Below are 23,971 nucleotides of genomic sequence, written 5' to 3'. Positions count from 1 at the left end.
AAAAAAAGGACATTAAAAAACCCCGTGTAAACGGGGCTTATTTAGCAGGTAGTTTGTAAGTCTAGCCAATCTGCTGCATCTACTTTAAGTGGCTCATTATCTTCTAAAGTAAAGCTAAAGCGGTAGCCGTAAAGTTGCTCATTAAAAATAGGACCTACCTTTACATATTTCACGCTATTGGCTTTAAACTTGTTATATATTATAGTTTCTGGGTTACTGGCATCTAGGCGCATTCTTGCTATAATCTTTAGGCCTATTTGTTCGCATTGATCTAACATTGTGTTTTGCTCTGCAAAATTACCATTTTGTGGGGCTTGTAAAATTGTAAAAGCGGGATGACGAGCAATTGCTGATGCGCTTACTGTGCTATTTGCTGCATCTGCCTCTGGTGATTCTACGGTCATACAAGGTAAGCTAATACCCGAGCGAAAGGCACCAAAAAGCTCATCTAGGTCTACTCTAAAGAAAGAGTCTTCTTGAAAATCTACCAACTGCTTGTTTAGATTTTCTAGGTAGTCTATAATAGGTTTGTGCGTAGGTCTCATTACTTTTGGTTTTGAAGTTCTTTCAATTCATTCTCATATATGCTAAAAAAATCATGTAGGTTAAGCATTTCTGTATCTTTAATCTTATATGGGTCAAAGCCTATTTTATAATGTAATAGTTTACCAAAAGGCGTGTAAGCTTCTTCTTGTGTAGTTTCTGATTTTGGAAATATGCTAGGGTATAGGCTTACTATATAATTTCTAGAGCCTTCATAAGCATATAAAATTGCTAGTTTTTTACTGTGTAATAGGCGGCTAATTTTTGGTGCAGCTTGCTGGGTGGTAATCTTGTTAAAAGGCTTTCTTTTGTCTATGCCTGATGTGTCTAACTTGTCTACCGGGCGATAAAGCGTTGCGCATAATAAATTAAGAAAATGAATGTTTTGTGTTTTTTTATACTGATAATACATTGCATCTGCAAAAGAAAATTCTTTGATTGTTAGGTTTTGTAACCTTGGTGAAGGACCAACGTATTTTTTTGCCGCTATGTAAAAAGCCGAAGGAAATTTTTGGCGGTTGTTTTGCAAAAGCACAAAGTTTAAATGATCTAAGTAATTTGCTGGGGGTATTTGCCTAAAAGCAAAATAACGCTTTATGAAATTGTTTTTTGACAATAAGGTTTTTATGATTTTTGCATACAAGCGGTTGATGCCTTTAGCTGATTTTTGAAAGCTCTCTGGCATTTCTCGAAATTGCTCAAGGTTTAATGCTATTTGTCTTAATTGACTTTCTGTAAGATCATCCCAGCTTTGCGGAATTTTAATATCTATTACCATTTTTTATAAATGTTTTTAAGGTTAGATAACACCCAAAGACCAAATAGCCAACCGATTATATATAAGATTATTTCTAGCATATATAAATTTACGGCAAAAATTTGGAGCGGACCCACAGCACGGCAAAGATTAACATTCCTGCGCCGAGTAACCAGACCCACCAAGGGTAAACGTACACTTTTATACGTTCTTGGGAGCTGTATTTTTCTTCTAATTGCTTTCTTATGCTTATACTGTCTGCTACAAATTTTGACCGGTAGTAAGCTTCTTTGCTATTTACTAGGCTATCTATATTTGTTTTCAAGTACAGCTCACCATCTTTTATCTCGTATTCTGTGTAATGCTCACCGCTGCCTATTTTTCCGCTTTGGTTCTCGTTGCAAGGTATTTTTGTTTCAAAATATACGGGCTTGGTTACCTCCTTAACTTTTTCTACAATAAGGGTATCTACCACTTTTTTTTCTTGAAAGATAGTGTCTACTTTCACTACTTCGCGCTCTTCGCTTACTACTTTTTTACTCCGGCAGGAGGTTAAGACCACAGCGGCCAAAATAAGTAGTATTATTTTTATGATTCTTACCATCTTGCTGGGGTTTCTCTAATGTCATAATGCGTGAAGGTTCTGTAAGAGCCTACACCGCCATTCTTAATTTTACGTTCTTTAATAAGTCTAAAGATCACTTTTCTTAACTCGCTAGGCAGCAATGAACAAACAATATCAGCGGCCTTGCCTAGGGTGTGCTGACTCCTACCGCTGCGCCCTTGCAAGTGCTCCCACCATACTGGCCTAAAAGCTATATTAATTGAAATAGGCGCATTAATTTCATCTCTAATTGTTTGCAAGTTTTCTGCTAATTGCTGAATGTTAGCAATAATTTGAGGGGTCAAGGAATTAATTACTCTTTGCTGCTGCTCATCATTATAGAAGTCGCTTAAGACAAATTCGCTAAGCTTGAAATTTTCTGTAATTTGATGATTTAGATTCATAACTCTTGTAGTTTTTCTATAGCGTGATCTATAGCCTCTCCAAATTCACTCGGGCTATACGGCATTGGTTTAGGCTCATCGCTATCGTTTCGCCTCCAGGCGTTCATTGCGGATAGAATTTCTATTGCTTTCTCATTACTCATTTTCGCTTGTATTTTTGAAGCTGCTCTACTAGCTGCTTGTTTTCATTTCTCAATTTTGCCAACTCCATCTTCAAGGCGTTGTTCTCGCTCATAAGGCTAGATATTTGCTTATGCAAACTGCGGTTATCTTCTTGCAATAAGATTAAAGCTTTGCGCTGATCTCTATTCTCGCTTTTCACTTCTTTAAGGTCATCACGCAAATTTGCCACTTCGTCTTTTATCTGCTCGGTTAGGGTGTCATATACCTTTTGAATATTACTCAAAGCATCTGCCTCGCTTGTTTTTAACTTAATTTTTCTAAGCTTGTAACCTCCAAAAAAGGTTACTACAGATGCCAGGTAGGGCACCAATACGCTTAAATTTTCTGTGATGAATTTCATTGTTAGGTGTTTTTTGCGCAGCTTAAAAAAGGTGCTGCTTTATTAATTGATATAAGAGCGTGAATAGGAAGGCTACCAAGGTACCGACTCCTATATCGCTCCACGAGAACTTTGCTTTGCTTGTTTTTTTGTGGTATTCTTCCCAGAACCACGATAGAAAAAATACGGGGAATGCCACTCCTAATGCCATATAAAAGGGCTTATAAGGAGATAGAAATAACACATTTGCTGATAAAGCAATTAAGAAGGCCACTAACGCGTGCAAGTGCCAGCGTTCTTTTTTGATTTTTGCGATGCTTTCGCGGATAAAATTTTTCATAATACAGTTTTTATTATAATGAATGCTGCTGCAATAACGCCTACACCCATTTGAAAGTAGTGCCAGCCGTTTTTACTGTAGTTTCTCACCCAGTTGATAATCACGTAGGTGATGATTGCGCCTAGACTTACAATTGCAGCTATAGCGTGGGTATCTTCTGTTTTTTCAAAAATGGCGAATAGTATTGCCGCTATTATTACGTGCAGCAATCCGCCTTGAGCGATGTTTTTAAGAATTGTTTTCATTTTATATTTGTATTAAATTTGATTGTTCATTTGCGGTGATAAAACCTACAACAGCCCCTGTTAAATTAGAAATGTCAAAAATATGTTCTGTAGAAAACTCATTAATTCTTTCATTAACTTGATAGTTATATGCAGTCGCATCATTTTTTGAAAACAAAACCGCTTTTGTAGGCAAATCAGTAGTGATTGTTACTATATCACCATTTACAGATTTTGTTGCCGTTGGCACATTCAAATTAATTGATACATCTTCTGCACTTTCTTCTAACACGAAAGAATAAACTCCATTTGTAAGATTTTTAAGTCTTGTGGTAATCACTACTTTATTTGCAGAACTTTTTAAAACCGTACCTTGAGCGCACTTAACTTCCTTACCTTGTAAATAGGTACCTGTTAGGTCTACTTCTACACTAATTGGAGTGTTTATTTTATCAAAAGAAAAATTAAAAGTTTCTAAAACTTTAAGAAAAACCCTTATTTTATTTGCTTTTTCATTAGCTACAACTAAATCAATAGCTTCACGTAAAAAGAAATATTCTGCTGCCTCACCATAACTGCATCGCCAAACTAAATCTGAGCCTATCTGCGTATTAATCGCATTATACATATTTTCAATGGTATCAAAAGTACCTTGACTATATGCGCTATGATAATGAATAAAATCGTTATACCAACCCCCTTCTAAAATTGCTTTAGCAACTTGCGATTCAACGTGTGTTATATTTTTCCCATTATCCCAAAACCTTGTGGTAGCTGCTTGATTAATCCTGTCTAATCGAGAAAAAGCTTGATTTGGAAATCCTAAAAACTGACTATTATTTTTATCATAACCATAAGCTGTTCGCCCATCTGCACTTGGCGAAGTACTATTGGAATTTCTGCCAAACAAAAAATAATCAATCATAAAGGGTGCGCATTCATTTTTTCCATTTTGATAGCTAAGAGATGAAGGGTTTTTTCCGATTTTTTTAAAAAACTCATTTGAAGAATCTTCAGCAAGAAGTTTAATTTCATCTAGGTTATTACTGCCTGCAATTTGATTAACAGAGTCATAACCATATACCCCACCACTTACATCATATAACTCTTGACCGTGATTAGGGTATCTATTAGGCTTAGAATTACCAGCAATCACATTTGCGAAAGCTGATGCACCTGCACTTGACCAAGTTGCACTGTAATAGTCTGGAATAGTTTCGACCGTTGTGCCATTATGCCATTGCGATGTTTGAAAATAAACGCCAAAACCACACCTACCTGTTCTTTCAACACCATTTTCCCCTAAAGGTTTAGCATCACGAACACGAATAAAAAAAGTAGGCTTAATGTTATACTTCAACCCTATCATTTCAGCAGCATTAGATGAAGGAGTTGAATATAAATCTGTACATTGACTTATAGCTGCTTTAGCTCCCCATTTAAAATTACACACCTTAGCACTTACATTATTCTTTGGAAGAAATACTACTTTCATTTTACACAATTTTAATTACATTTCCTGCCGATGTATCAACCCAAGCTTGACCAGCAGCTAAACCTGATGAGCTTGTAGGTAAATCTAATTCTAGTCCAGAAACCCTTACACTAGCAAATTCAACACTATCTGTCGTGTTTAAGGTTTGGTCGTAGGCTTCTCCGCCTATATATTTTGGTAAGGCAGATTTCTTAATTTTTCTACTCAAGTTATTATAAGACTCATAAGGAAGCACCTGATCACCTTCATTAAGTTGCAAAGTGTCTACATAATCTGATGCGTCAGAATTAGCAAAATTAAACGCCATTTTTGCAGCATTTGCAATAGGCGTAAAAGTGGTATCTATTCCACTAGAAAGATTTACAGAGGATAGAAAGTTGTCTGTGGAATCCCAGAATAATGCATATAAATAATCCGCTTTACCTCCTGTGAAAGTGTAATTTTGACCTGGTAAACAATCTAACTTATGTGTTCTACCTCGTCCTGCCGATGCAAAAATAGTACCATCTACATTGTCATACGCTTCATCTAACACAAATAAATCTTTGTTTAGCAGATTTGTTGATATACTTTTTACCTCAGAAATTTCATCAATATTATCTTCTGTTTCTTTCACTTTACCCACCAACTCTCCTACAGAATTATAACCATTTTCGTTAGACTTTGTTCTGTCGTCTAGTTCTTTTAACCATTCGGCAGCCTCTTGTGTGGTATATTGCTGCCCATTAAATTCTCTAATATTTTTTTGTTGCATAATAAATTGTGTTATTCGATGAAACCATCTTCGATGAAACCTTGTTGGATAAACTGCTGTGTGCTTGGGTTAACAGGGGTTACATAATTAATTTCTTGTATAAATTCTATATCGATGTAAAAAGACTTATTTCCTGTGCCATTGCGCATCAAAAAAACGGCTCCATATTCGTCTATTTGCAAACGCATTATAAAGGTCTGCATATCGTAAACAAAGGTTCTAGGCACATCTGGAGCGTGTGAGGCTGGCAAAGTACCTATATGCACTAAATTTGCACTATCGTTCATTTCTCCGCCACCTTTTAGCAAAACTCGGTTGCCTATCTTCTTATATTTTAATTGCTCTCGCCCAGATAGTGTAGCATTAGAAGAATAGGTGAAATCTTGCCAATCTGTATAAATAGGGATTGACGCTGCCTTAATGTTTTCTCTTGCTTGTTGTTGCTCTGTAGGCGTTAATGTTTGTGCGGTTGTTTTAACAGCCGCTGCGTTAAGGCTCTCAAGCTCTGTGCGGTTTTCTTCTGCTTGCTGCTCATTTGCGGTTATAGCGGTGTCAAAGTCTTCGTTAACTTCTTCTTGTGTGGCGCCATCTGTTTGCGCGAGTAGGGTAGAGTCTACAGCAACGTCTGAGGCGGTGACAGCACCGGCAGCTCCGCCAACTGGTGTGATGTCATTATACTTGCTGTCATACCACAACCAAGATTTTTTATTGTCTTTTGCAAAGTATAAGGTTTCTTCTTGCCCGGGGTTTGGGAAGTCTGCCTTTGTTGGGTAGGTAAGAATAGCCTTGTAGGTTTGTGAGGCTGTCCAAGTGTTGTTGATGTACCTGTATATTTCTTGCGGTACATTTGCGCCGTTTACAATTATTGCAAAAGATTGATCTGGGGCGGTTGGGTAGTTTGCCTGCAAACTGGCTAGGCTAGAAAAATAGCCAATGAAATCTTGGTGGTAGAGTTCATTTTCTAATTGATCTATGCGGTTTGCGTGATCGTCAAATATTTGCCCCGCTTCTTGAAAGTCTTCTGCTGTTGCTTCTGTTTTTCTGTTAACCGAGGGGGTTATATTTGTTTTATCTTTAAAATTTGATGATGGTCTTGCTGCGGGCATCTTGATTATTTTTATGCAATTTTGCGCTATTGGCTTTTAAAAAAAAGGACATTAAATGCTTAGTAAGCTTTTCTTGTTGTAGGTTGTTTTTATTGCCTCTGTTTTTTGCTTATTTGCAAAGTGTGAAAAGGTTTGTAAGTTGCTATTGAGCAATTTCAAGAGCTGCTTGAGATACTCATTGCCGTCTTGTTGCTTTTTAAATTTTAAGTGTTCGCGCTCTTGTGTGCTTATGCCTTGCTTGCTTTCTCCCTGCACTTCATCTGTCATAAGCATTAGTCCGTTTTTTGTGAGCAGGAATAGGCCTTCATCTGCTACTTCTGCAATTGTGAGCATTGTTTGCGCTGCTTGGCAAATTTTTAAGGCCTCTTTCTCTTCATCGCTGCTTGCCTCTTTGATTTGCGTTATTGTATCTTGGCCCAGTAAGGCTTTAAAGTATTTATCTTCTGTTCTTTTAATGTGTGGCCGAAGCTGCAAAAAGGTTATGCGGCTGTTATTAATGTTGTACCAATTTTGAAAGCTTGCGGTAGTGTGGGTAAATAACTCTTTAAATTTTGTATAACTGCTTGATTGTTGCCATTCTTGGAAGTCTGCGGTATTTTCTTCCATTATTTCAAGTGCTTCATCTATTGCGTCTGTGCCGCTTTTGTATAGCTCTCTTTGCAAATCTCTTACTTGCCACCACTCTGCAGGTTTTGCATTTGCGGCGGTGGTAATTAACAGGCCGTTGTTGCCAATGCTTATGATTGCTGTTTTTGAATAACGCAAAAGTGCTAGGTTAACCGATGCTTCTTCTAGTAGTTCTTGTACTTCTAGTTTTTTGCCTGTATTGTTTCCTGCTGCTAAGTTTTGTAATTGTTCTTTGCTTATAGCGGGTTTTAAGTGTTTTCTTTCCGCTTGACGGATGTGAGGCTGCAACACATTAAAATTTGTATTGAAGTTTACTGTTGCGTGCTTTTTTACCGTATCTATGTCTTTTACTAGTGTAGCCATTATAATTCGTTTTGTGTTCCCGTTGGGTTTTTGTCTAATGTTGTGAGGTTGTTTACGGCAAAGTCTCCTTCTAAGTTTTGATTCCAGCCGTTGTAATCTCTAATAAGGCGCCAGATGTCTAGGGTAATTTCGCGCTTAGATTTGAATAGCGAGTTTAAGATGCTGAATGCTTCGCGTTTGTTGCTGCCTCCTTCGCCACCTAGTTTACTGCCAGGTATGCCCGTGCCCATTAGGTTGGGGTCTGTACCAATTGCATTCATTATTTCTTGATTACCAGTGCCGGCATCTAAAAGTCCTTTGCCGTCACCATCGTTGCCTTCATTTTTAAGCGGTACTACCTCTATGCCTTTTACCCATTTGCCTTCGCGGTCTTTAAAAACGGTTGATTGTATAGACTTTCCTGCGTTTTCGTTACCGGATAGGTGATCGTCTATTGAGTCTGAAAGGTGTTGCCTTATTTCTTGTTTTTTATCGGTTGTAAATTTATCCCAGTCTTGGCCGTATGTTCTTGTGAAATACTCCTCGCTTATGTACACCATATGTTTGATGTTAAGCTGGTTTTTTGAGAATGCTTTTTTATATGCTGGTATGTTATTTACGACTTCCATCCAGCCATTGCGGTAAGGCGAATGGTGGTCGGGTTCTGGGTAGTAGATTTCATCCATTAAAGGATAGAAAATAGGCATTACAAATTTGTGTATTTTTTTTGCTTTGCAATATTCTTTGATTTCAGCTGCAGATAGATAACTGTCTACAACTGCTACCTTTTTTACATATTCTTTGTCTTCTGGGTTGGTATTGGCTTGCCAATTGTGGCAGAAGTAGGCGTGCTCTATAAGTCCTGTTTTAGGATTCATTTTTTCAAAACGCCACTTTGCGGTGGGTTGCCTTCTTACGGTGTATATTTCAGAATAGTCGTTGGTGATGGTGAACTCTGGAAAAGCCAGGGTAAAGGTTTCTAAATCGTGTATTATTTCTAACCATACTCGCTGCATTTTGCTGCGTTTAAAAAACTCATTGATTTCTTTTTGCGAGGCTAGTGGAACTACTTTTTTTTGCTCTTTGCCGTCATCTGTAGCATCAACTTCGTGAAGTTTAAAGCCTTGGCCGTAGTGTGTTGCTTTTAAAAATCTGTAAGAAGCACCGGCAGCACCATTTTTTCTTACCATTTTTAGGAAGTTTTGCGGGTAGCGGTTGTCATCGCCCCATTTTGCAATTTTACTCTGGCTATTTGTTTCTTTTGGTTTTACGCTGGTATGATCTTTTTTTTCGTCTATACGAAATGCTGCAGCCTTTCCTAGTCCAAAGGTTAAGTAGTTTGAAACTGATTTTATATTTGTCATTATGGTATTACGTTTTTGCCGTTAAACTCTATAATGTATTTGATGTTTATTTTTTTTATTTGGCCGTTTTCAAGCTTTATATTTCTTGTTTTGTTGGTGAAATGGTTAGGGTTTTTCTTTACTATCTCACGTTTTTCTTTAGGCTTGAAGTTTTGTAATGCAAATAGACTCGTGGGGTCTATTGGCTTTTCATTCATTACCAGTTTTGCATTTTGGTAGCGGTACATCTTACCGCCTGTCTTGCTATTACGATTAAAGCTGCGGTAGGCTATGTCAAACCTTACGGCTAAGCCTTCTTGGTTTAGCGTTCGCATTTCTTTAAGCACATCTTTTAAATACACGGTTTCTTTCATATTACGAATATGGCCTAGGTAACTGCTAAAAAAAAGGACAACCGCTTGATGTCCTTTTTTTGATGGGTGGTTATGTTGATTTTTATGGTAAAACTTAGAAATTTGGCTAGTAATGAATTAAAAGTTGCGAGCAGCAACACGCATTTTGAGAACATCTTGTCTTTTTATATGGATGATAAGACACCAGATGAGATTAAACTACAAAGGCTTAGCGATACCGATAAAGAGCTTAAAAAAAGATGGGAGGCTGCTTTTGTAGGTATGCTAGAGTGGAGAAGCCCAGAGCAGGTTAAAAAAATGCTTATGGAGACCTTTGGTATAAGCCAAGCTACTGCATATCGTGATATACAACGTTGCGAGATGCTTTTTGGTTCTTTTAAGCGGTTTGATAAAGAGGCGCATCGTTATATTTCTTATGAGCGAAAAAGCAAATTACTGCAACTTGCCTTAAAGGATAAGAATTATGAGTTGGCAGCAAAAATTGATAAGGAAATGGATAAGCTGCTAGGCTTACACGAAATGGACTCGCCTATTGATCTAGAGAAAATTGCTGCTCAAGATTATGATATAATTATCTCTAAAAAGAATGAGAAGCTTATACAACAAATATTGGCGGGTGGTGCTGTGAATATGAATGTGAATAGCGATACTCTTGAAATTGATTTTGAGGAGATAAATAGTGTTGAAGATGAGCAAGAAGATTAGAGGCAAGCGCAGAAAAATAACGCTTAATTTTGCCCAGATGGTTGCTATTATGGCACAACAAAAGGTAAAGTTTTTAGAGTGGGGTCGTGGTACTGGTAAGAGTACTATTCTAGCTTATTTTATGTTGATGATGGTTAAGCATTTGCCTCGTGCTACTTTTATTTTGGTAGGTAATACTTATGCGCAAGTTTTGAGTAATACGCTTAAATCTACAAAGGCGGCGCTTGAGTTTTTTGGTATTTATGAGGATGTTGATTATGTGGTGGGGTCTAGCCAGGGTAAGAGACTAGGTTTTAAAATGCCATACGAAAAGCCTAACCACTGGAAAAACATCATACATTTTAGTAACGGTACTGTATTTCAACTGGTGGGGCTTGATAATCCGAATAGCTCTAATGGTGGTCGTGGTATAAATTCTTCGGGGATTCTTGCAGATGAGGCAGCGCTGTTAGATAACGAAAAACTTTCTATTAATGTAAAGAATACCAACCGGGCTGCCAAGACAGATATTTATGGTGCTAATAATCCTTGGTTGCTTTCTGAAACTTATGTTAGCTCTACACCACTAACTAAGAAAGGGAAATGGTTTATTGATGGGGAAGAGTTGGCAAAGAAAAAACCTAATGAATACTTTTTTCATTCTGCTACGGCGCATTGGAATTTGGCAAATGTAAGGCCTGACTATTTTGAGTATATGCGTGATTCTTATTCTAGTGATCTTATTTATAATGCAGAAATGCTGAATATACGACCTAAAGAAATTGCCGATGGTTTTTACCCGCAGCTTACAGAGGATCATTACTATACAGATAAGGATAATAGTTACCTTGAGAGTATTCCGCTTTGCGACCTTAATGGTGAACCTTTAACGAGCCAAGACAAGCATTTTAACTCAAAACAAGATGCAGATGTAATTAAAAGCGATCCGCTGATAATTTCTGTGGACTGGGGAGCTAACATTAACGCAATGACTGTGCATCAATTACAAGATAACACTTGGCGTGTTCTAAAAGAATTTTATGTGAAGTCTCCTAAAATCTTAGATCATCTGTTTATTGAAGAATTCCTACCCTATTATTCAAGTCATCTAGATAAGACTGTTTATTTTTATTACGACAGGACGGGTAATAACCGCACAGCAAATAGTAAGATGACCTTTGCGGACCAGGCAAAAGAAATAATGGAAAACCACGGCTGGACTGTGCACAATATGACAACCGGGCTTAATCCTAGTTACATTGATAAGTTTAGATTAATTAACGTAATGCTAAAAGATGATGGACGTAAGCTACTGCCTAAAATTAGAATTAATAAAGTTAATTGCCCTAACCTTATAGTTTCAATGGAACACGCCGAAGCCTATGATCGAGGGCGTGGTCTTGAAAAAGATAAGAGGTCAGAGCAAAGGAAGGGAGTAGAGCAGGAGCACGCCACTCACCTGAGCGATACGTTTGACTATCCTATCTTTGAAATGTTTTGGAATAAATTTTCTGGTAATAATTTAAAGACCGAAGATTTACCACTCTCAACTTTTTGACACAATCCCGTTTCATATTTCCCTTAAATATGAAACGGCATAAGTCATAGCAGTATAGGTTACGGCGTGTTCAATCGGCGAACATTTGATAAAATTTAATTTTGATAAACGAGTTAACATATTGAAAAACAACGCTTTAAGTTTTTAAAAATGATAATGACTAAAATATAAATCTCACCAATTATGTCTGTACCAAAAACCGAATGGAATTTAGAAATTAAAAAGTTTTTAGAATCTAATTATGACCCTATAAATAGTCCGCTTGAAGCGGATGAATACACCGTAAAACTAACGCTACGGGAAATTTACAAACAAGTCACGTGTGTGCTGCCTAGCACATTTATTTATCAAGATGACGTATACCAAGCACTCACAGATCTTGGTTTTAAAAATTTTGGATATAGTACAGAACCCAAAGAAGATCAAGAGGGTAATATTGTAGTAGAATCTGAATTGGAATATGCTTACTTCCTAAATAAAAAAACAGCCGCTATTTAGCGGCTGTTTTAATTTTAAATAATCTTATTTCCTATTTAAATGTACATCTAGATATCTTCTTTCGAGCTCTTTCTTAGCGAGCTCCTTTGCATCAATTTTACCTTGTGCAATTAAACTTAAAATAAAATTATTTTGAGTTTGAAAAATAAATTCTGGATAAAAAACGTCATCTTCAACCTCTATTAAAGCTTCTTCAAAATAATTACAAAGTTGGTCATCTGGAAATTTAAGGGTTATTATGTCTTCATCTTTAGAATGAAAAATTCCGATTTGCCCTTGTTTGTTGTTTGGGTCAGTTGTAAGGTTTTTAGGCACTAAAAAAAGTCTCATTTTTTATATTTTTAAGCGTTAATACTACATCTAAGATAACACTTAAAAGCCTTTATACGTAGTCTTTACTGATTTTATTCGCCTTAATATTGTAGGTTTTTAAATCTTCAAAATTAATTCTTTGGCCATTCTTGTAAACTTCAAAATCAAGGTTGTTTTCAAGCATATAGTTAACCCATCTTTTAACGTTTACGTCACAATAAGCCGGCTCTAGTTCGATTCCTCTACACTGCCTCCAGTTTTTCTCACAAGCTATCAATGTAGAGCCAGAACCTAAAAACCCATCAAAAACAATTTGTTTTTGCTTGCTAGAATTTTTTATAAGATACTCCAAAAGTGGCACTGGCTTCATTGTTGGATGGTCCTCACTCTTTAATGGTCTGTCAAACTCTAAAATGGTACGTTGTTTTCTATCTGAATACCAAGGGTGTGCTTTGCCTAATTTCCAACCATAAAGACAAGGTTCGTGTAACCAATGATAATCTTGCCGACTCATCACAATCGAGTTCTTTTTCCAAATTAAACATTGTGATAGTTTAAAACCTACATCTGTAAAGGCTTTTCTAAAGTTAACTCCCTCCGTATCTGCGTGAAATACATAAATTGGAGCTCCCATTTGAGATTTATCAAAAACATTTTTATAATAAGCTTCTAAAAATTGATAAAATGAATTACTCTCCATTTTGTCATTCGCAATTTTATCTCTTTTCTTAGCAGCTCCGCCTTGATAATCTACATTGTACGGAGGGTCTGTAACGGTCAAATCAACTAATTCATTTTTAAGTAGGAGATCAAAATTTTCTTCTTTTAAGCTGTCACCACATATTAATCGATGTGTAATTCCTTTTTGCTTAGATACAAACTCATATACATCATTTAACTTGCTTACTGGTTCTAGTGGTGGTTCTGGTTCAAAATCTCCTTCATCTTCATTTTTAAAATCTTCTGGAAGTAAATCTTCGGGTAATTGTATGTCTTCTATAAAAAGACCCAATTCTTCTAAATCAATATCAGCAAAATGCTCTTCTAGTACATCTGTATCCCAAAATCCGGCAGGAACATTAGAGGTTATATTATATTGCTTAAATTCTTCTTCTGTAAGCGATCTATTAGGAACTCGCACGTCGATTAATTCATCTTGACGGCCAAGTAGCATTAAAACTTTAACCCGTTGATGTCCAGCAATAATTTTATTGTCAGTGTTAATTGCGGGAACTTCAGCAAGATTAAACTTTTCTATGCTCTTAATTAGCCGCTCTTTCTTGTCTTCGGTTAGGATTCTTGGATTAAATTCAAAAGGCACTAAATCTTTAACCGCTCTTTTTTCGTTGTGCCACTCTAGTGGCTGATAAATCTTTTCGCTCATCTTTGTTTAAATTATATTATATTTGTTATTCTCACCAATTATTGATTAAACCTCACGGCATACATTTGGCATTTAACTGCCTCCTCGTAAACCGAGAGGTTTAATCTTTTAATTGGTGAGATAATATAAGAGAGCGGGGAGGCTATTATAATAAGGTCTCTATCTTTTGAAGGTCAATTTTATTTTTATGTAGATTCTTTTCTGTTCTAGAAATTTGCTGCCTTTTTTTCTTTATTGCAGCTTTGTCTTTCAATAAATCAATTTCTTCATTCCATTTCTTTAAGCGTTTATTCATCTTAGAAATGCTGCTATTTAGAGAAGCTTTTTTTGCGTATAGCTTTTTCGGGCCCCAGTCGCTATAGTCATTATCTGTGGCTGTTGGTAGTTTGGTTTTAAAATTTTGCCAATGGTCTAGCTCCTTCCAGATAACATCGCGTTGCTGATCTAAGTCTTCCATCTTTAAAATTATCGCTAATGCCTCTTCTTCTAATTCATCTGGCAAGTCATTAAGCTGGTACTTAAGATCGCAGAAGTCATAAAACAAATCTTTAAGTTGCCTAAAGCGAATTTTTAATTCTGGTGGTAATTCACCATATCTAATTTTTTTAAAATAGTTAGAAGAGCTTTCATCTTTCTGCTTTGCGCGGAGAGCCTCCTGTTGAACGCTAACATCTTGAAGCGGTAAATTTACCTTTTTAGGTTTGGTAGCGCTAGTAATTTGGGCTTTAGACTGCGGTAAATTTACCTTTTTTAACTTTCTTAGTTCAGCGATTAATAAAGCCATATTTCTATTAGATTTACCCCGCTCTAAGAGCGAAATAATTCTGGCTTTTGCCGATGAAGAAGATTTTAAAATCTCAACACCTTCTTTGTAATCTTTATTTTTAAACCAATTCTCTATTTTCATATTACGAATATGGCCCACCTACACAGCTAAAAAAAGGACATAAAAAAAGCTCCAGCAATAACTGGAGCTTTTCAACTAAATCAACTTAAAAATAACTATGAAAAAAAAGCCTAATCCCATCTCTAGGATTTCGGTGGGTTTGATTTATTTGAGTTTTTAAAAGCTTTAAGCTTGGTTTCTTTAATTCTAGAGACTGTTTGCGTGTCGCTTAAGTCTCCCAAGATTTCAACTTCTTCAATGCTAACAGCATTATTAATTAATTGTGCTACTTCTTCTGCGGTAAGCTTTTGTTTTTTTAAATAGCTTGCAGATTCTTTATTTAATTTTATCCAAGGGAATACACGTCTAGGTAATCTATACACAGCAAATGCCTTTTCGTTAGAAAGGTTATTATTAATCGTGTCTATTCTACCTAATTTAGGCACGTTATAAACTCCAGGGGGTATGTTAAAATATTTGCTCATAGCTTATGTTCCTGCTGGTGCCGGAAACTCTTGAATTGTGCCTGCATATTCTGGAGCAGGATAATTCTGAGTATCTTGAAATTTAACAATGGTATTTTTGTTATCTCCAACCTTTTGGCCAGATGTACCAGTAACTTCAATTAAATAAGCAGGAGATAACTCACTACCTATTTGCTTTACGTTACCGCTACGCTCTTTAACAATAATTATTAAAGGCATATTCTTGTACTTTCTTAGAAATCCTGCTACCAAGGGTCCTGTGCCTTGTAGCGTACCGGTAATACTGTTGTTAAAACTAATATTACCTTTTTCGCCTCCGTGTGCGGTTTCAACCAATCCCGTGTCCGGATTAATGTACACTTTAAAAAAACCTTTGTCTGTTTTAAAGGTGTGGGCTGCAGATATAGTAGCTACGCTTTCTAAATCTGTGCCGGCATCTAATTCTAAAGGTTTTTCTATAGTTTCAAAATCTGTTACAGGAGCTACATATACGCCTACTTCGCTAATTCCTGGAGCTGTTTCTTGCGTTGGGCAAAAATCAATATTTTCTAATGGTATGGGGTCTACACAATTTGGCATCTTTTATAATTTTTGAGTTAAGAAATTAGAGTTACCATACACTAATTCTAACATAATGTCTTCTTGATCTGCAATTTCTTGCTGAGTCATAATTTTGCCATCTATGTTAATTGTTTTTGGCGCACTCTTTTTAAAAGTCCATTTTAAGCCTCTATCATCTTTAAAAATAATTTCGGCTTGATCCTCTTGTTTTTCTTGAGGATTATCTTGAGATTCTTGATCTACATCAGCAATAGCTGCTTTAATCTCTTTTACTGTATTATCCTCGGTAACGTTATCGATACCGAGGTTTTTTGCTTTTTCTAATAAATCTGCTTTATTCATAAATCAAATTTTTTAAGGCGTTGTTACACCGTCAAATCCGTAATAAAGTTGGTTCTTCTCGGTTTTTCCTAAACCGTAAGTCACATCGGCATAGTTTGCCAAGCAAACAAGTTCTTCTATAAGGAAATCATAACCTTTCCAGAACTCCATAAAGATTTTAACCTTGTAATCTTGCTTTTGAACATCTGTGATAGCAGGTGCTTCAAATACGTCAATGAGATTTCTAAAGTTGTTTTCTGTCGTAGCAAAGATGTCGTCTGTTTCCATATCTGGAATAGCAACAATCTCTCTTTTTCCTAGACGTGTTTTAAGCACATCATTTTGAAATTTGTTCTGACCAAATTTGTCTTCATAATCTATAATGTAACGCTCTACATTATTTTCTGACATGAAGATTTTCTTAATCTTACGCTTAAGCTTAGATGGGAGCTTACGTTCAAATGCGGTTACTTGATCTACAATATTTGTGTCGGTAAGCGCAGAGATAGGAATTTTAAAAGGTGTTGGATTTTTCATATCAACATCAACCGTTGCTGCCTTCATATCGCTTAAAAGCTTAACAACACCATTCATACTGTACCCAAACTCTTCTAAACGTGCAGGGTCATATACTCCGTTAACACTTAACCAAGCCATATTATCAATAACTTTTGGTAAAAGCTCATTGTCCATAATGTACTTAGAGATAGGCATCTCTTGAGCAGTCTTATTTTCTTGATACAGCTCTGCAAAATAAGAGTTAAGAATTTCTGCAGGTATAATTGCAAAATTTACCTTCTGGTGGTAATTCTGTAAAATTTTATGCTTTATTCTCATTTCTCCTAGCTCGTTCCAAGAGGTGCTAAAACCTTGTACCACATCTGATAATAAGGTGTGAGCTTGCGGATATTTTCCTTTTACCTTTGTTAATGGTTTAGTGTGTTTGTCAAGGGGTATCTCAGCGCGATTAATCGCTGTAGCTACCAGTTTAGGGTTGTTTACTAAGAATGTATTTAATTCTTTTACAACATCGTCAATTAAAATTGTCGTATTTGCCATTTTATTTTAGGTCTTTATAGATTGATGATTCAAGATTCAAGTAAGAGAATTCACTCTCTTCTTCATCCGCTACGCCATTGGTGTGTGCGGCTCCCGGCTTACCGTTAAGCACTTCAATTTGTGCGGTAAGTGCTTTGGCGATGTCTTCTGCAGAAGCATCTTCTGCTAAATTTTCTACACCGGCTAAGGTGGCTGCATCACGAATTTTCTTTTCTGCAGCAGTTGTTTTATCTTTTTCTGCTTGTAGTGCAGCGCTATGATTTTTTTTAGCTTCATCTAAATCAGCTACAGCTTTATTTTTTGCGTCTTGGGCATTCTTTAAACTTGTAGCTTGAGCAGATAGTTGGTTTTCTAATGTTTGTTTTTGATCCTCATTTAGATAAGACCCATTCTCTGTAGTAGCTAAAGGGTGTTTTAAACCTAAAGTAGCCTCTAAGTTGGGGTAGGAATTTGGTTTACTCATTTTGTTTTTATTTTGGGTTGGGTTTTGTGTAGTGGGCAGCTTAAAGGTCATAGCAGCATACTTTTTAAATCGCTGCTCTGTGTTTAGCTTCATTACATCTTCTGGTATTTGCGTTTCTTCGCCAGTAATTATTTTATCATAAAAACCTAGTTCTTGAGCTTCATCGCTTGTATACCAATTATCTTTAAAGTTTAAATAGCTTTTTTCTACTTCTTCTTCGGTTATGTCTAGGCGTTTAGAAATGGTTTTTCCAAGCGCCTTATCTATTTTAATACCTGCCTGTAGTTGTGCTTCTACCTCTTTTGTGTTACCAAAATAGTAGCTGCTTGAATTGTGAATCATCAACAATGAAGATTCAAATGCATTTATCTCGTCTCCGGCTAAAAGAATTAAAGCTGCCATACTAGCCGCTAAACCATCATTATAGGTTATAATTTTCTTTTTTGAGGCGATAAGGGTGTTGTAAATTGCATTGCCTTCAAACACATAGCCTCCTGGGCTGTTAATGCGTATATGAATAGTATCTGCTTCTTTTTCTACTTCATTAAATTCTTGAGTAAAAGAAGATGCAGTGTTTATTTCTTCATAGGTATTCCAGTCAAAACCGCCAATTGCCCCATAAATGTATATGGTAGCTTCTCGCTTGGTTTCGTTTTTTACTATACTGAAATATGGTTTTTTTGCCAAAATATTGCCTTTATGTTAAACATATATATTGACAATATTAACGGGATTGGTTTTTTTAAAAAAGGACAGTAATTTATAGTGGCCCAGATAGCGGAAATGCAAGTCCTTGAACTATTGGGTTTTCTGTTATTTCTTGATTGGTGAAGTATAACGGAGACCCGTATGTACGCCCAGTTATGCTTATAGAGAAACCTTTAAGGCTTTGCGGCACGGGGCTGTTAATCTCTTCAAAAGTAAATAGTAATGGCTGCAAACTAGTGCCATATAGCTTAGCGCTATTGGTCTTATGTATAAGTGCAACAACTTCTGTGTTGTTGTATGTATTTAATACTTGCAATACATTAGCATTTTGCGGTGTAAATGGGAATTGTATACTTAAACTCCAAGCCTCATTTTGATTTCTTACATTAGTGGCGGCATTAATGCTATTCTTTTCTATAAGAAACGGCATATGTATAGCGTCTGCGGTATCTGGCAAAGAGTTTAATACTTGTAGAATAGATTTTTTTCTGTCTAAATGATTAAATAAAGGCAGGTGACTTTTCTTAATTATAGAAATTGTTTTTGAGGTGTCAAGGCTGGCATCGAGTTGTTGATTGCAAAAATTGTAAACCATAATTTATATTTTTTTGTAGGGATAAATTTAGATTATTCTCAAATTGTCCCTTGTGGTTTTTATGCGGTTAATTTATTCTCTAGTTCTTCTTTTTTTCGCTTGAAATCGCGGTAGAGGGTTTCTAATTTTATATCTTCTTCGCTAATTTCATATATCTCTAAAAAGCTTTTTAATGATTTAAGGAACATTGTCTGGTTGGTTATATTGCAGATCATTATATGCGCATATATTTCTTCTCGAAACATCCTGTCAATCATTGTATTAAAAAGCTGTGCGTTAACTTCTGTAATATACACTCCATTTTTGCCGTAAAGATGATAAGGCACAACGATGTTAAATGTTTTGGTATACTTCTTAACGGATTGTTTTTTTCTTAAATCATTATTTCTAGAGTGAAGTGTAGTGATAAGGCAGCCTATAAATGTATTTCTATTAGCCGTAATAGTGTCGCTACCGCAGCGCTTAACTAGATATTTGTACACGTGGTTGGCCACCGGAATGTGTTGAGTGATAGCAAAATTGGCCATAATGTTAGGTTTATGACCAAATATAGTGAAAAAATCCAATGAAATTACTTGCAAACGCTTACAAGTTTTAAAATGCTCTTTATCAGTAGTTATCGCACAATACAAAAAAGCCGAAGCTCGACAGATAGAGAGCGAACGCACGTTTATCAGCACTCAAAGCCAACGCTAATTTTTTTGTACAGCTCAAAAACTTTATTCGTCATCATTCATTATTGTACCGCAGTTCCAACAAAATGTATTTTTAATTTCATTTTTCTCCTCACACGAATTACATAAAGTTTTTTCGGGCTTCGCCTGCATAACTGTGGGTATAAATAATTGCTCTTCACGCTTTTTTACATAAGCCTCTATTTCTTCAATCATTTTCTTGTTGTCGTCAGCCATATATTTACAGCCATAACTTGCTAATATTCTTACTATATTTTCATCCATATTTATAAAATTTATTTATTAATCTACGCAACTACATATACCCAAATACGTTATGCACAATACAAAAAAGCCGAAGCTCGACAGATAGAGAGCGAACGCTCGTATATCAGCACGCATTGCCAACGCTATTTTTTTTGTACAGCTCAAAGGTTTTACATTTTAAGCCCGCAGTTATTGCAATGCTCATTTGCTTTAATTTCTTCTCTTGTGTAAGGTAATTTACATCTTGGGCAAACCTTTTCGGGCTGCGCCTGCATAACTGTATGTAACAACAATTGCTTTTCAAGCCACTCTACATAATCTTCAGAATAATAATTGGCATTATCAATATTGTATCTACCAACATCATAACCACTTTCTTGCTTGTATTTTTCTTCTAAATCGTAATTCATTTTTATAAATTTAAGTTATTAATCAACGCAACAATTGTTACATCTCTAAGTTGTAAAAAATAATAGCCGAAACTTACTCGCTGCGGACAAATTAAGATTTACAAGCACTACGCAAGCAACAGCGGTTAGAGCTGCGCGCTATCGCTTGCTAATTTTAATTCGTTTCCCGTTAAAGCGAAATATAAGTTTTGAAATTCGTGAACGTAATTAACATTTGTATGAGTGTTTAAGAAGGGAAACCAAAAACCATTGCTATCTTGGTAAAAATCAAAACAATCCCAAGTGTAATTAGCATCTATCAATGTCTGCTGCACTTTGCAAAAACCAAAAACCCAACCATCATATTTAGCTTCATCAGCCGAATAAATACCCTCATTTATGGGCATATGCATACCGAATTTCTCTAACCAATAATCATTTAATGTTATTGGTTTAATTTCAGCCCATTTGTTTTTATAATCCTTAGTGTAAAAACAATCTTCTTCTATGTGTATTACCTCTTGAATACCAGACGGAGTGCTTACATAATTCCCAATTCTTAATTCGTGTGATTTCATATCTGTACGTGTTTTTGTCGGCTATCGCCGCCACGGCTATTACTTTGTACAACAACGGTTATAGTTCATTGCTGATAAGTGCCGTAATTAATAATTATTTTTAAATTTATATTTTGTTAACCTCATTGATGAGGGTTGCAAATTTCACGCAACAAACCATAACCAAATTCGTTGTAAAAAATAATAGCCGAAACTTACTCGCTGCGGACTAATTAAGATTTACAAGCACTACGCAATCACTCCGTAGAAGAACTGCGCGCTCCGCTTGCTAATTTCAATTCTTCTCCAGTTAAAGAGAAGTGTAGGTTTTGCAACTCGTGAACAAAATCAATTTCTATTTCCACATAACAGGTGGCGTCATTTGAATCATAATAAGTATCAATTACATAATAACATTTATTGTTAACCACATAAGCTACATTTTCTTTGTAATCAAACTTTGAATCAGTTAAAATATCTAAATCAGATAGCCATTCTTTGTTTACTGGAATTGGTTTAAACTCTTTAAATATAGTACGTCCTAAATCTCCCGTCCATTCGGTGCCAAAATCGCTTAAATCAACAGTTTTTGTTTTATTATTGAACAAAACATAATTACCTATTCTTAATTCATTTGTTTTCATATCTGTACGTTTTTTTGTCGGCTATCGCCGCCACGGCTATTACTTTATACAACAACGCATAACCGCAATAGCTTATTTTCGTTTTTATTTTCAATTTATTTATTTTTGAACATTTTAGTTTCACAACCGATTAAATAGCTTTTTTTGCGCTACTGACGGTTATACAAATCCGTTGTGAGTAATAAATGCCGACTTAACTCGTGCTGCTTAATTAAAGAATTATCACTCATACGCAAGCAACAGCGGTTAGAGCTGCGCGCTTTCGCTTGCTAATTTTATTCACAATTCGCAGAAACAACTTCTTCAACTTCAATTAATGGTTTGATTGCAAATTTCAACTTAGCTTTACTAGAAATGTAGCATCTATTTTTTAAGTGATATTTAACCTCAAACAACTGTCTTTCTGCATCTGCAATTTTCAACAATAAATCGTCTATTAACTCTTCTTCTGCATCATCAATAGACTGTTTTCCTTCTAATTCTGCTTGTTGCATATCTTCTCGATATTGTTCTTCTAAATCTTGTAAATTCATAACTGTACGTGTTTTTTGTCGGCTATCGCCGCCACGGCTATTACATTTCACAACAACGGTTATAGTTAATTGCTACTAAGTGCCGTAATTAATAATTATTTTTATTTCTAAACCATTTTGCTGGCTTCGGGAATATGGTCTATCTTCACGCAACAAACCATAACCAAATACGATATACTCAATAATTTTAAGCTAAGTAATCATTATAAAAGTCATTTATTACTTGCTCACAATATTCTTTTGCTTGTTCTTCTGTATCAAATATATTGCTAAACTTACCGCTACCTAAGTACACATAGGCGCATAACTTGTCTTTAACTTTTTTTATCCAAGCAATTTCAGTTCTTTTCATCCAATCTTTAGACTTATGTTCTAAATAACCAACTCTAGCCCATCTACCTAAATCGTCAGGTTCATTTGTTCCGCTATATCGTTTTGTCCAAATTATTTCTTTCATCTTAGTGTTTATTTTTGTTTTTAAACCTTTTTGTTTGCGTCAACAATATGGTCTATTTTCACGCAACAAACCATAACCAAATCCGTTAAACAATGCCTACTAAAATAGTTTTTGGTTTAGGCAACTCAACTCCAATAGGTCGCCATAAATGCAAGGTGTGTTTGTGATTATTTACATAAGATGATTTTTGAGGGTGGTATTGAATCACGCAATCTTCATCGTCCCAAAACATAGATTTTATTTTACACATTTCAGCCCAAGTAGGTGTTCTGTCTTTTTTATTATCAACTCTACAACTAACAGAAACGTGTTCCCACCCTTCACCATCTGAAGCAATCGCAAATGCTATTGTTCGCCCGCTTAAAGGAATTTTAAAAGCTCCGTTATTTCCGAAAGAACTGTCAGATTCTAACCAATGAACTCCTTTATTTTTTATTCTATAATTCTCTGGTACTTTAAACATAATTTTAATTTATTTGAAGTTGATTTTTTAACTCGGCTATTTTGTAGCTATCTGCTAGGGTGTGGTTTTTAATTATTTCAAAACCTCTAGATTTTAGCTCGTTTATTAAATCTTGGGTGTCTATCTCTTTGGGATCTGGTTTTTTAAATATATTTTCCTCTCTTTCTAGGCCTAAATTATCAATAGCAAATTCTTCAATATCAGATTCATCTAAATGCTCTAATATTTCATAATCAAAAAAGTGATTAGATAATTTGTTATACTCTTTTTCTTTAATTTCAACTTGATTGGTTTCTCGATTTAGAAATCTTTTTCTTACAGTAAATTTAATGATCATCTCTTGTATTTTTTAGCGTTAATATTAATTTAGGCCGGGCGTTATTAATTAGGTTATTGAAATTTAGTTAAAACGTAGACCTTGGTTAAATGCCCGGCCGTTAGTTTAAAATTTGATTCCAGCGGTTATAAAGAAGTTTTCTCGCCAGTAAGGGTCCCATCCTAGGGTTTTTCCGTCATTGCGGTAGTCGTATGTGAATCTTGGACCTATAAAAAATTTTTCGGTGATGTTATAATCTAGTCCTGCCTCAAAACCAACGAGCTCACCACGGCCACCATTACCTCTAAATATCCGTGCTAAGCGCAAACCTCCATAAATTCTTATTTTTTCAAAACGGCCAGCGTGCAGATTAACTCCTACTGCCCCGTGAATGTCTGCATAGTAAGGGTCTAAGGCTTCAAAATATTCAAATCCTAGCTTTGCGTATATATGCCCTGCATATTCAATTTCAAGTAAAACGTCTGGCAAACCTTTTTCTTTAATGGTTGCTCCGGGGTCTATTCCGCCTCTAAGCGTGAAATATTCTTGATCGGTGAATTTTATTTGGCCTACTGCTACTATGCTACATAATAGGAGTAGTGTTGGTATTAATTTTTTCATTAGTAATCAATTTTCTTGTTAAAAATAGTGTTGCATTCTAGGCATCTTAATGCGGTTACTTCTACATTTACACTGCCTCCTATTACAATTTTTACGGTAGTGAGATGCTGGCAATTATTTT

General features: G+C 35.7%; 36 protein-coding genes. 3 read left to right on the top strand and 33 right to left on the bottom strand.

Translation table 11 applies throughout. The annotated features are described in order from the left end of the window. Positions 1–41: 41 nt before the first annotated feature. From FT993_RS03625 to FT993_RS03565, 14 genes are all read right to left on the bottom strand, one after another. Positions 42–545 carry a hypothetical protein gene (locus tag FT993_RS03625; RefSeq protein WP_147861183.1) on the bottom strand — a complete coding sequence of 168 codons (504 nt, stop codon included), beginning with the start codon at positions 543–545 and terminating at the stop codon, positions 42–44. Next, positions 545–1,321, bottom strand: a complete 777-nt coding sequence (locus tag FT993_RS03620) for a hypothetical protein (protein ID WP_147861182.1) — start codon at positions 1,319–1,321, stop codon at positions 545–547. The genes FT993_RS03625 and FT993_RS03620 overlap by 1 nt, the downstream gene beginning before the upstream one ends. An 88-nt stretch (positions 1,322–1,409) precedes the next feature. Then, entirely contained in the window at positions 1,410–1,904 is a 495-nt protein-coding gene (locus FT993_RS03615) for a hypothetical protein (protein ID WP_147861181.1), read from the bottom strand. After that, complete coding sequence (locus FT993_RS03610) at positions 1,898–2,308, bottom strand: D-Ala-D-Ala carboxypeptidase family metallohydrolase (RefSeq protein ID WP_147861180.1); 411 nt, start codon at positions 2,306–2,308, stop codon at positions 1,898–1,900. The genes FT993_RS03615 and FT993_RS03610 overlap by 7 nt, the downstream gene beginning before the upstream one ends. Beyond that, a complete protein-coding gene (locus FT993_RS12260) occupies positions 2,305–2,451 on the bottom strand; it encodes a hypothetical protein (protein ID WP_187240745.1) in 147 nt (48 codons plus the stop codon). The genes FT993_RS03610 and FT993_RS12260 overlap by 4 nt, the downstream gene beginning before the upstream one ends. Beyond that, positions 2,448–2,831: a hypothetical protein gene (locus FT993_RS03605; protein ID WP_147861179.1), complete on the bottom strand. Its 384-nt coding sequence runs from the start codon at positions 2,829–2,831 to the stop codon at positions 2,448–2,450. Before FT993_RS03605 ends, FT993_RS12260 begins: the two co-directional genes overlap by 4 nt. A gap of 22 nt (positions 2,832–2,853) precedes the next feature. Further along, positions 2,854–3,150, bottom strand: coding sequence for a hypothetical protein (locus FT993_RS03600; RefSeq protein WP_147861178.1), 297 nt, complete (start codon positions 3,148–3,150; stop codon positions 2,854–2,856). Further along, positions 3,147–3,395, bottom strand: a complete 249-nt coding sequence (locus FT993_RS03595; RefSeq protein ID WP_147861177.1) for a hypothetical protein — start codon at positions 3,393–3,395, stop codon at positions 3,147–3,149. Before FT993_RS03595 ends, FT993_RS03600 begins: the two co-directional genes overlap by 4 nt. Before the next feature lies 1 nt (position 3,396). Next, the gene (locus FT993_RS03590) at positions 3,397–4,869 is read right to left on the bottom strand and encodes a hypothetical protein (RefSeq protein ID WP_147861176.1); all 1,473 of its coding nucleotides are present in this window, start codon (positions 4,867–4,869) and stop codon (positions 3,397–3,399) included. A gap of 1 nt (position 4,870) precedes the next feature. Continuing rightward, positions 4,871–5,623: a hypothetical protein gene (locus tag FT993_RS03585; RefSeq protein ID WP_147861175.1), complete on the bottom strand. Its 753-nt coding sequence runs from the start codon at positions 5,621–5,623 to the stop codon at positions 4,871–4,873. Between the two features lie 11 nt (positions 5,624–5,634). Continuing rightward, positions 5,635–6,729, bottom strand: coding sequence for a hypothetical protein (locus FT993_RS03580; protein WP_147861174.1), 1,095 nt, complete (start codon positions 6,727–6,729; stop codon positions 5,635–5,637). A 51-nt stretch (positions 6,730–6,780) separates the two neighbouring features. Continuing rightward, positions 6,781–7,719, bottom strand: a complete 939-nt coding sequence (locus tag FT993_RS03575) for a DUF6712 family protein (protein WP_147861173.1) — start codon at positions 7,717–7,719, stop codon at positions 6,781–6,783. Then, positions 7,719–9,062 (bottom strand): hypothetical protein, encoded by a 1,344-nt coding sequence (locus tag FT993_RS03570; RefSeq protein ID WP_147861172.1) that lies wholly within the window; start codon positions 9,060–9,062, stop codon positions 7,719–7,721. Before FT993_RS03570 ends, FT993_RS03575 begins: the two co-directional genes overlap by 1 nt. Next, a complete protein-coding gene (locus FT993_RS03565; RefSeq protein WP_255504411.1) occupies positions 9,062–9,415 on the bottom strand; it encodes a hypothetical protein in 354 nt (117 codons plus the stop codon). Before FT993_RS03565 ends, FT993_RS03570 begins: the two co-directional genes overlap by 1 nt. Before the next feature lie 102 nt (positions 9,416–9,517). On the opposite strand from FT993_RS03565, the gene FT993_RS03560 reads away from it, so the two are divergent. From FT993_RS03560 to FT993_RS03550, 3 genes are all read left to right on the top strand, one after another. After that, positions 9,518–10,120 (top strand): hypothetical protein, encoded by a 603-nt coding sequence (locus FT993_RS03560; protein WP_147861171.1) that lies wholly within the window; start codon positions 9,518–9,520, stop codon positions 10,118–10,120. After that, positions 10,104–11,657 carry a terminase large subunit domain-containing protein gene (locus tag FT993_RS03555; RefSeq protein ID WP_147861170.1) on the top strand — a complete coding sequence of 518 codons (1,554 nt, stop codon included), beginning with the start codon at positions 10,104–10,106 and terminating at the stop codon, positions 11,655–11,657. Before FT993_RS03560 ends, FT993_RS03555 begins: the two co-directional genes overlap by 17 nt. A gap of 183 nt (positions 11,658–11,840) precedes the next feature. After that, complete coding sequence (locus tag FT993_RS03550; protein ID WP_147861169.1) at positions 11,841–12,155, top strand: hypothetical protein; 315 nt, start codon at positions 11,841–11,843, stop codon at positions 12,153–12,155. A 24-nt stretch (positions 12,156–12,179) separates the two neighbouring features. On the opposite strand, the gene FT993_RS03545 is transcribed toward FT993_RS03550, so the two are convergent. From FT993_RS03545 to FT993_RS03455, 19 genes are all read right to left on the bottom strand, one after another. Continuing rightward, positions 12,180–12,485: a hypothetical protein gene (locus FT993_RS03545; protein WP_147861168.1), complete on the bottom strand. Its 306-nt coding sequence runs from the start codon at positions 12,483–12,485 to the stop codon at positions 12,180–12,182. A gap of 52 nt (positions 12,486–12,537) precedes the next feature. Further along, complete coding sequence (locus FT993_RS03540) at positions 12,538–13,851, bottom strand: DNA modification methylase (protein ID WP_147861167.1); 1,314 nt, start codon at positions 13,849–13,851, stop codon at positions 12,538–12,540. Between the two features lie 145 nt (positions 13,852–13,996). After that, on the bottom strand, positions 13,997–14,758 hold the full coding sequence (locus FT993_RS03535) for a hypothetical protein (RefSeq protein ID WP_147861166.1): 762 nt from the start codon (positions 14,756–14,758) through the stop codon (positions 13,997–13,999). A 122-nt stretch (positions 14,759–14,880) separates the two neighbouring features. Next, positions 14,881–15,222: a hypothetical protein gene (locus FT993_RS03530; RefSeq protein WP_147861165.1), complete on the bottom strand. Its 342-nt coding sequence runs from the start codon at positions 15,220–15,222 to the stop codon at positions 14,881–14,883. A 3-nt stretch (positions 15,223–15,225) separates the two neighbouring features. After that, positions 15,226–15,801: a hypothetical protein gene (locus FT993_RS03525; RefSeq protein WP_147861164.1), complete on the bottom strand. Its 576-nt coding sequence runs from the start codon at positions 15,799–15,801 to the stop codon at positions 15,226–15,228. A gap of 3 nt (positions 15,802–15,804) precedes the next feature. Continuing rightward, a complete protein-coding gene (locus FT993_RS03520; RefSeq protein ID WP_147861163.1) occupies positions 15,805–16,125 on the bottom strand; it encodes a hypothetical protein in 321 nt (106 codons plus the stop codon). A gap of 12 nt (positions 16,126–16,137) precedes the next feature. Beyond that, positions 16,138–17,163 (bottom strand): hypothetical protein, encoded by a 1,026-nt coding sequence (locus FT993_RS03515; RefSeq protein ID WP_147861162.1) that lies wholly within the window; start codon positions 17,161–17,163, stop codon positions 16,138–16,140. 1 nt (position 17,164) lies between these two features. Continuing rightward, positions 17,165–18,313 (bottom strand): head maturation protease, ClpP-related, encoded by a 1,149-nt coding sequence (locus tag FT993_RS03510; RefSeq protein WP_187240744.1) that lies wholly within the window; start codon positions 18,311–18,313, stop codon positions 17,165–17,167. A gap of 73 nt (positions 18,314–18,386) precedes the next feature. Beyond that, complete coding sequence (locus tag FT993_RS03505) at positions 18,387–18,929, bottom strand: hypothetical protein (RefSeq protein WP_147861160.1); 543 nt, start codon at positions 18,927–18,929, stop codon at positions 18,387–18,389. Between the two features lie 59 nt (positions 18,930–18,988). After that, positions 18,989–19,456 (bottom strand): hypothetical protein, encoded by a 468-nt coding sequence (locus tag FT993_RS03500; protein WP_147861159.1) that lies wholly within the window; start codon positions 19,454–19,456, stop codon positions 18,989–18,991. Between the two features lie 192 nt (positions 19,457–19,648). Beyond that, positions 19,649–19,888 carry a hypothetical protein gene (locus FT993_RS03495; RefSeq protein ID WP_147861158.1) on the bottom strand — a complete coding sequence of 80 codons (240 nt, stop codon included), beginning with the start codon at positions 19,886–19,888 and terminating at the stop codon, positions 19,649–19,651. A 152-nt stretch (positions 19,889–20,040) separates the two neighbouring features. After that, on the bottom strand, positions 20,041–20,280 hold the full coding sequence (locus FT993_RS03490) for a hypothetical protein (protein ID WP_147861157.1): 240 nt from the start codon (positions 20,278–20,280) through the stop codon (positions 20,041–20,043). A gap of 125 nt (positions 20,281–20,405) precedes the next feature. Continuing rightward, on the bottom strand, positions 20,406–20,837 hold the full coding sequence (locus FT993_RS03485; RefSeq protein WP_147861156.1) for a hypothetical protein: 432 nt from the start codon (positions 20,835–20,837) through the stop codon (positions 20,406–20,408). Positions 20,838–21,073: 236 nt separating this feature from the next. Beyond that, positions 21,074–21,460 (bottom strand): hypothetical protein, encoded by a 387-nt coding sequence (locus FT993_RS03480; protein ID WP_147861155.1) that lies wholly within the window; start codon positions 21,458–21,460, stop codon positions 21,074–21,076. Positions 21,461–21,735: 275 nt separating this feature from the next. After that, complete coding sequence (locus tag FT993_RS03475) at positions 21,736–21,993, bottom strand: hypothetical protein (RefSeq protein WP_147861154.1); 258 nt, start codon at positions 21,991–21,993, stop codon at positions 21,736–21,738. A gap of 187 nt (positions 21,994–22,180) precedes the next feature. After that, entirely contained in the window at positions 22,181–22,450 is a 270-nt protein-coding gene (locus FT993_RS03470) for a hypothetical protein (RefSeq protein ID WP_147861153.1), read from the bottom strand. A gap of 85 nt (positions 22,451–22,535) precedes the next feature. Further along, positions 22,536–22,913 (bottom strand): hypothetical protein, encoded by a 378-nt coding sequence (locus FT993_RS03465; RefSeq protein ID WP_147861152.1) that lies wholly within the window; start codon positions 22,911–22,913, stop codon positions 22,536–22,538. A 4-nt stretch (positions 22,914–22,917) separates the two neighbouring features. Further along, positions 22,918–23,250, bottom strand: a complete 333-nt coding sequence (locus FT993_RS03460) for a hypothetical protein (protein ID WP_147861151.1) — start codon at positions 23,248–23,250, stop codon at positions 22,918–22,920. Positions 23,251–23,355: 105 nt separating this feature from the next. Next, positions 23,356–23,850 carry a hypothetical protein gene (locus FT993_RS03455; RefSeq protein WP_147861150.1) on the bottom strand — a complete coding sequence of 165 codons (495 nt, stop codon included), beginning with the start codon at positions 23,848–23,850 and terminating at the stop codon, positions 23,356–23,358. Between the last annotated feature and the right edge of the window lie 121 nt (positions 23,851–23,971).

The organism is Mesonia sp. HuA40 (assembly GCF_008017835.1).
GTDB lineage: Bacteria > Bacteroidota > Bacteroidia > Flavobacteriales > Flavobacteriaceae > Mesonia.
This window is presented reverse-complemented; position numbering and strand designations above follow the sequence as displayed.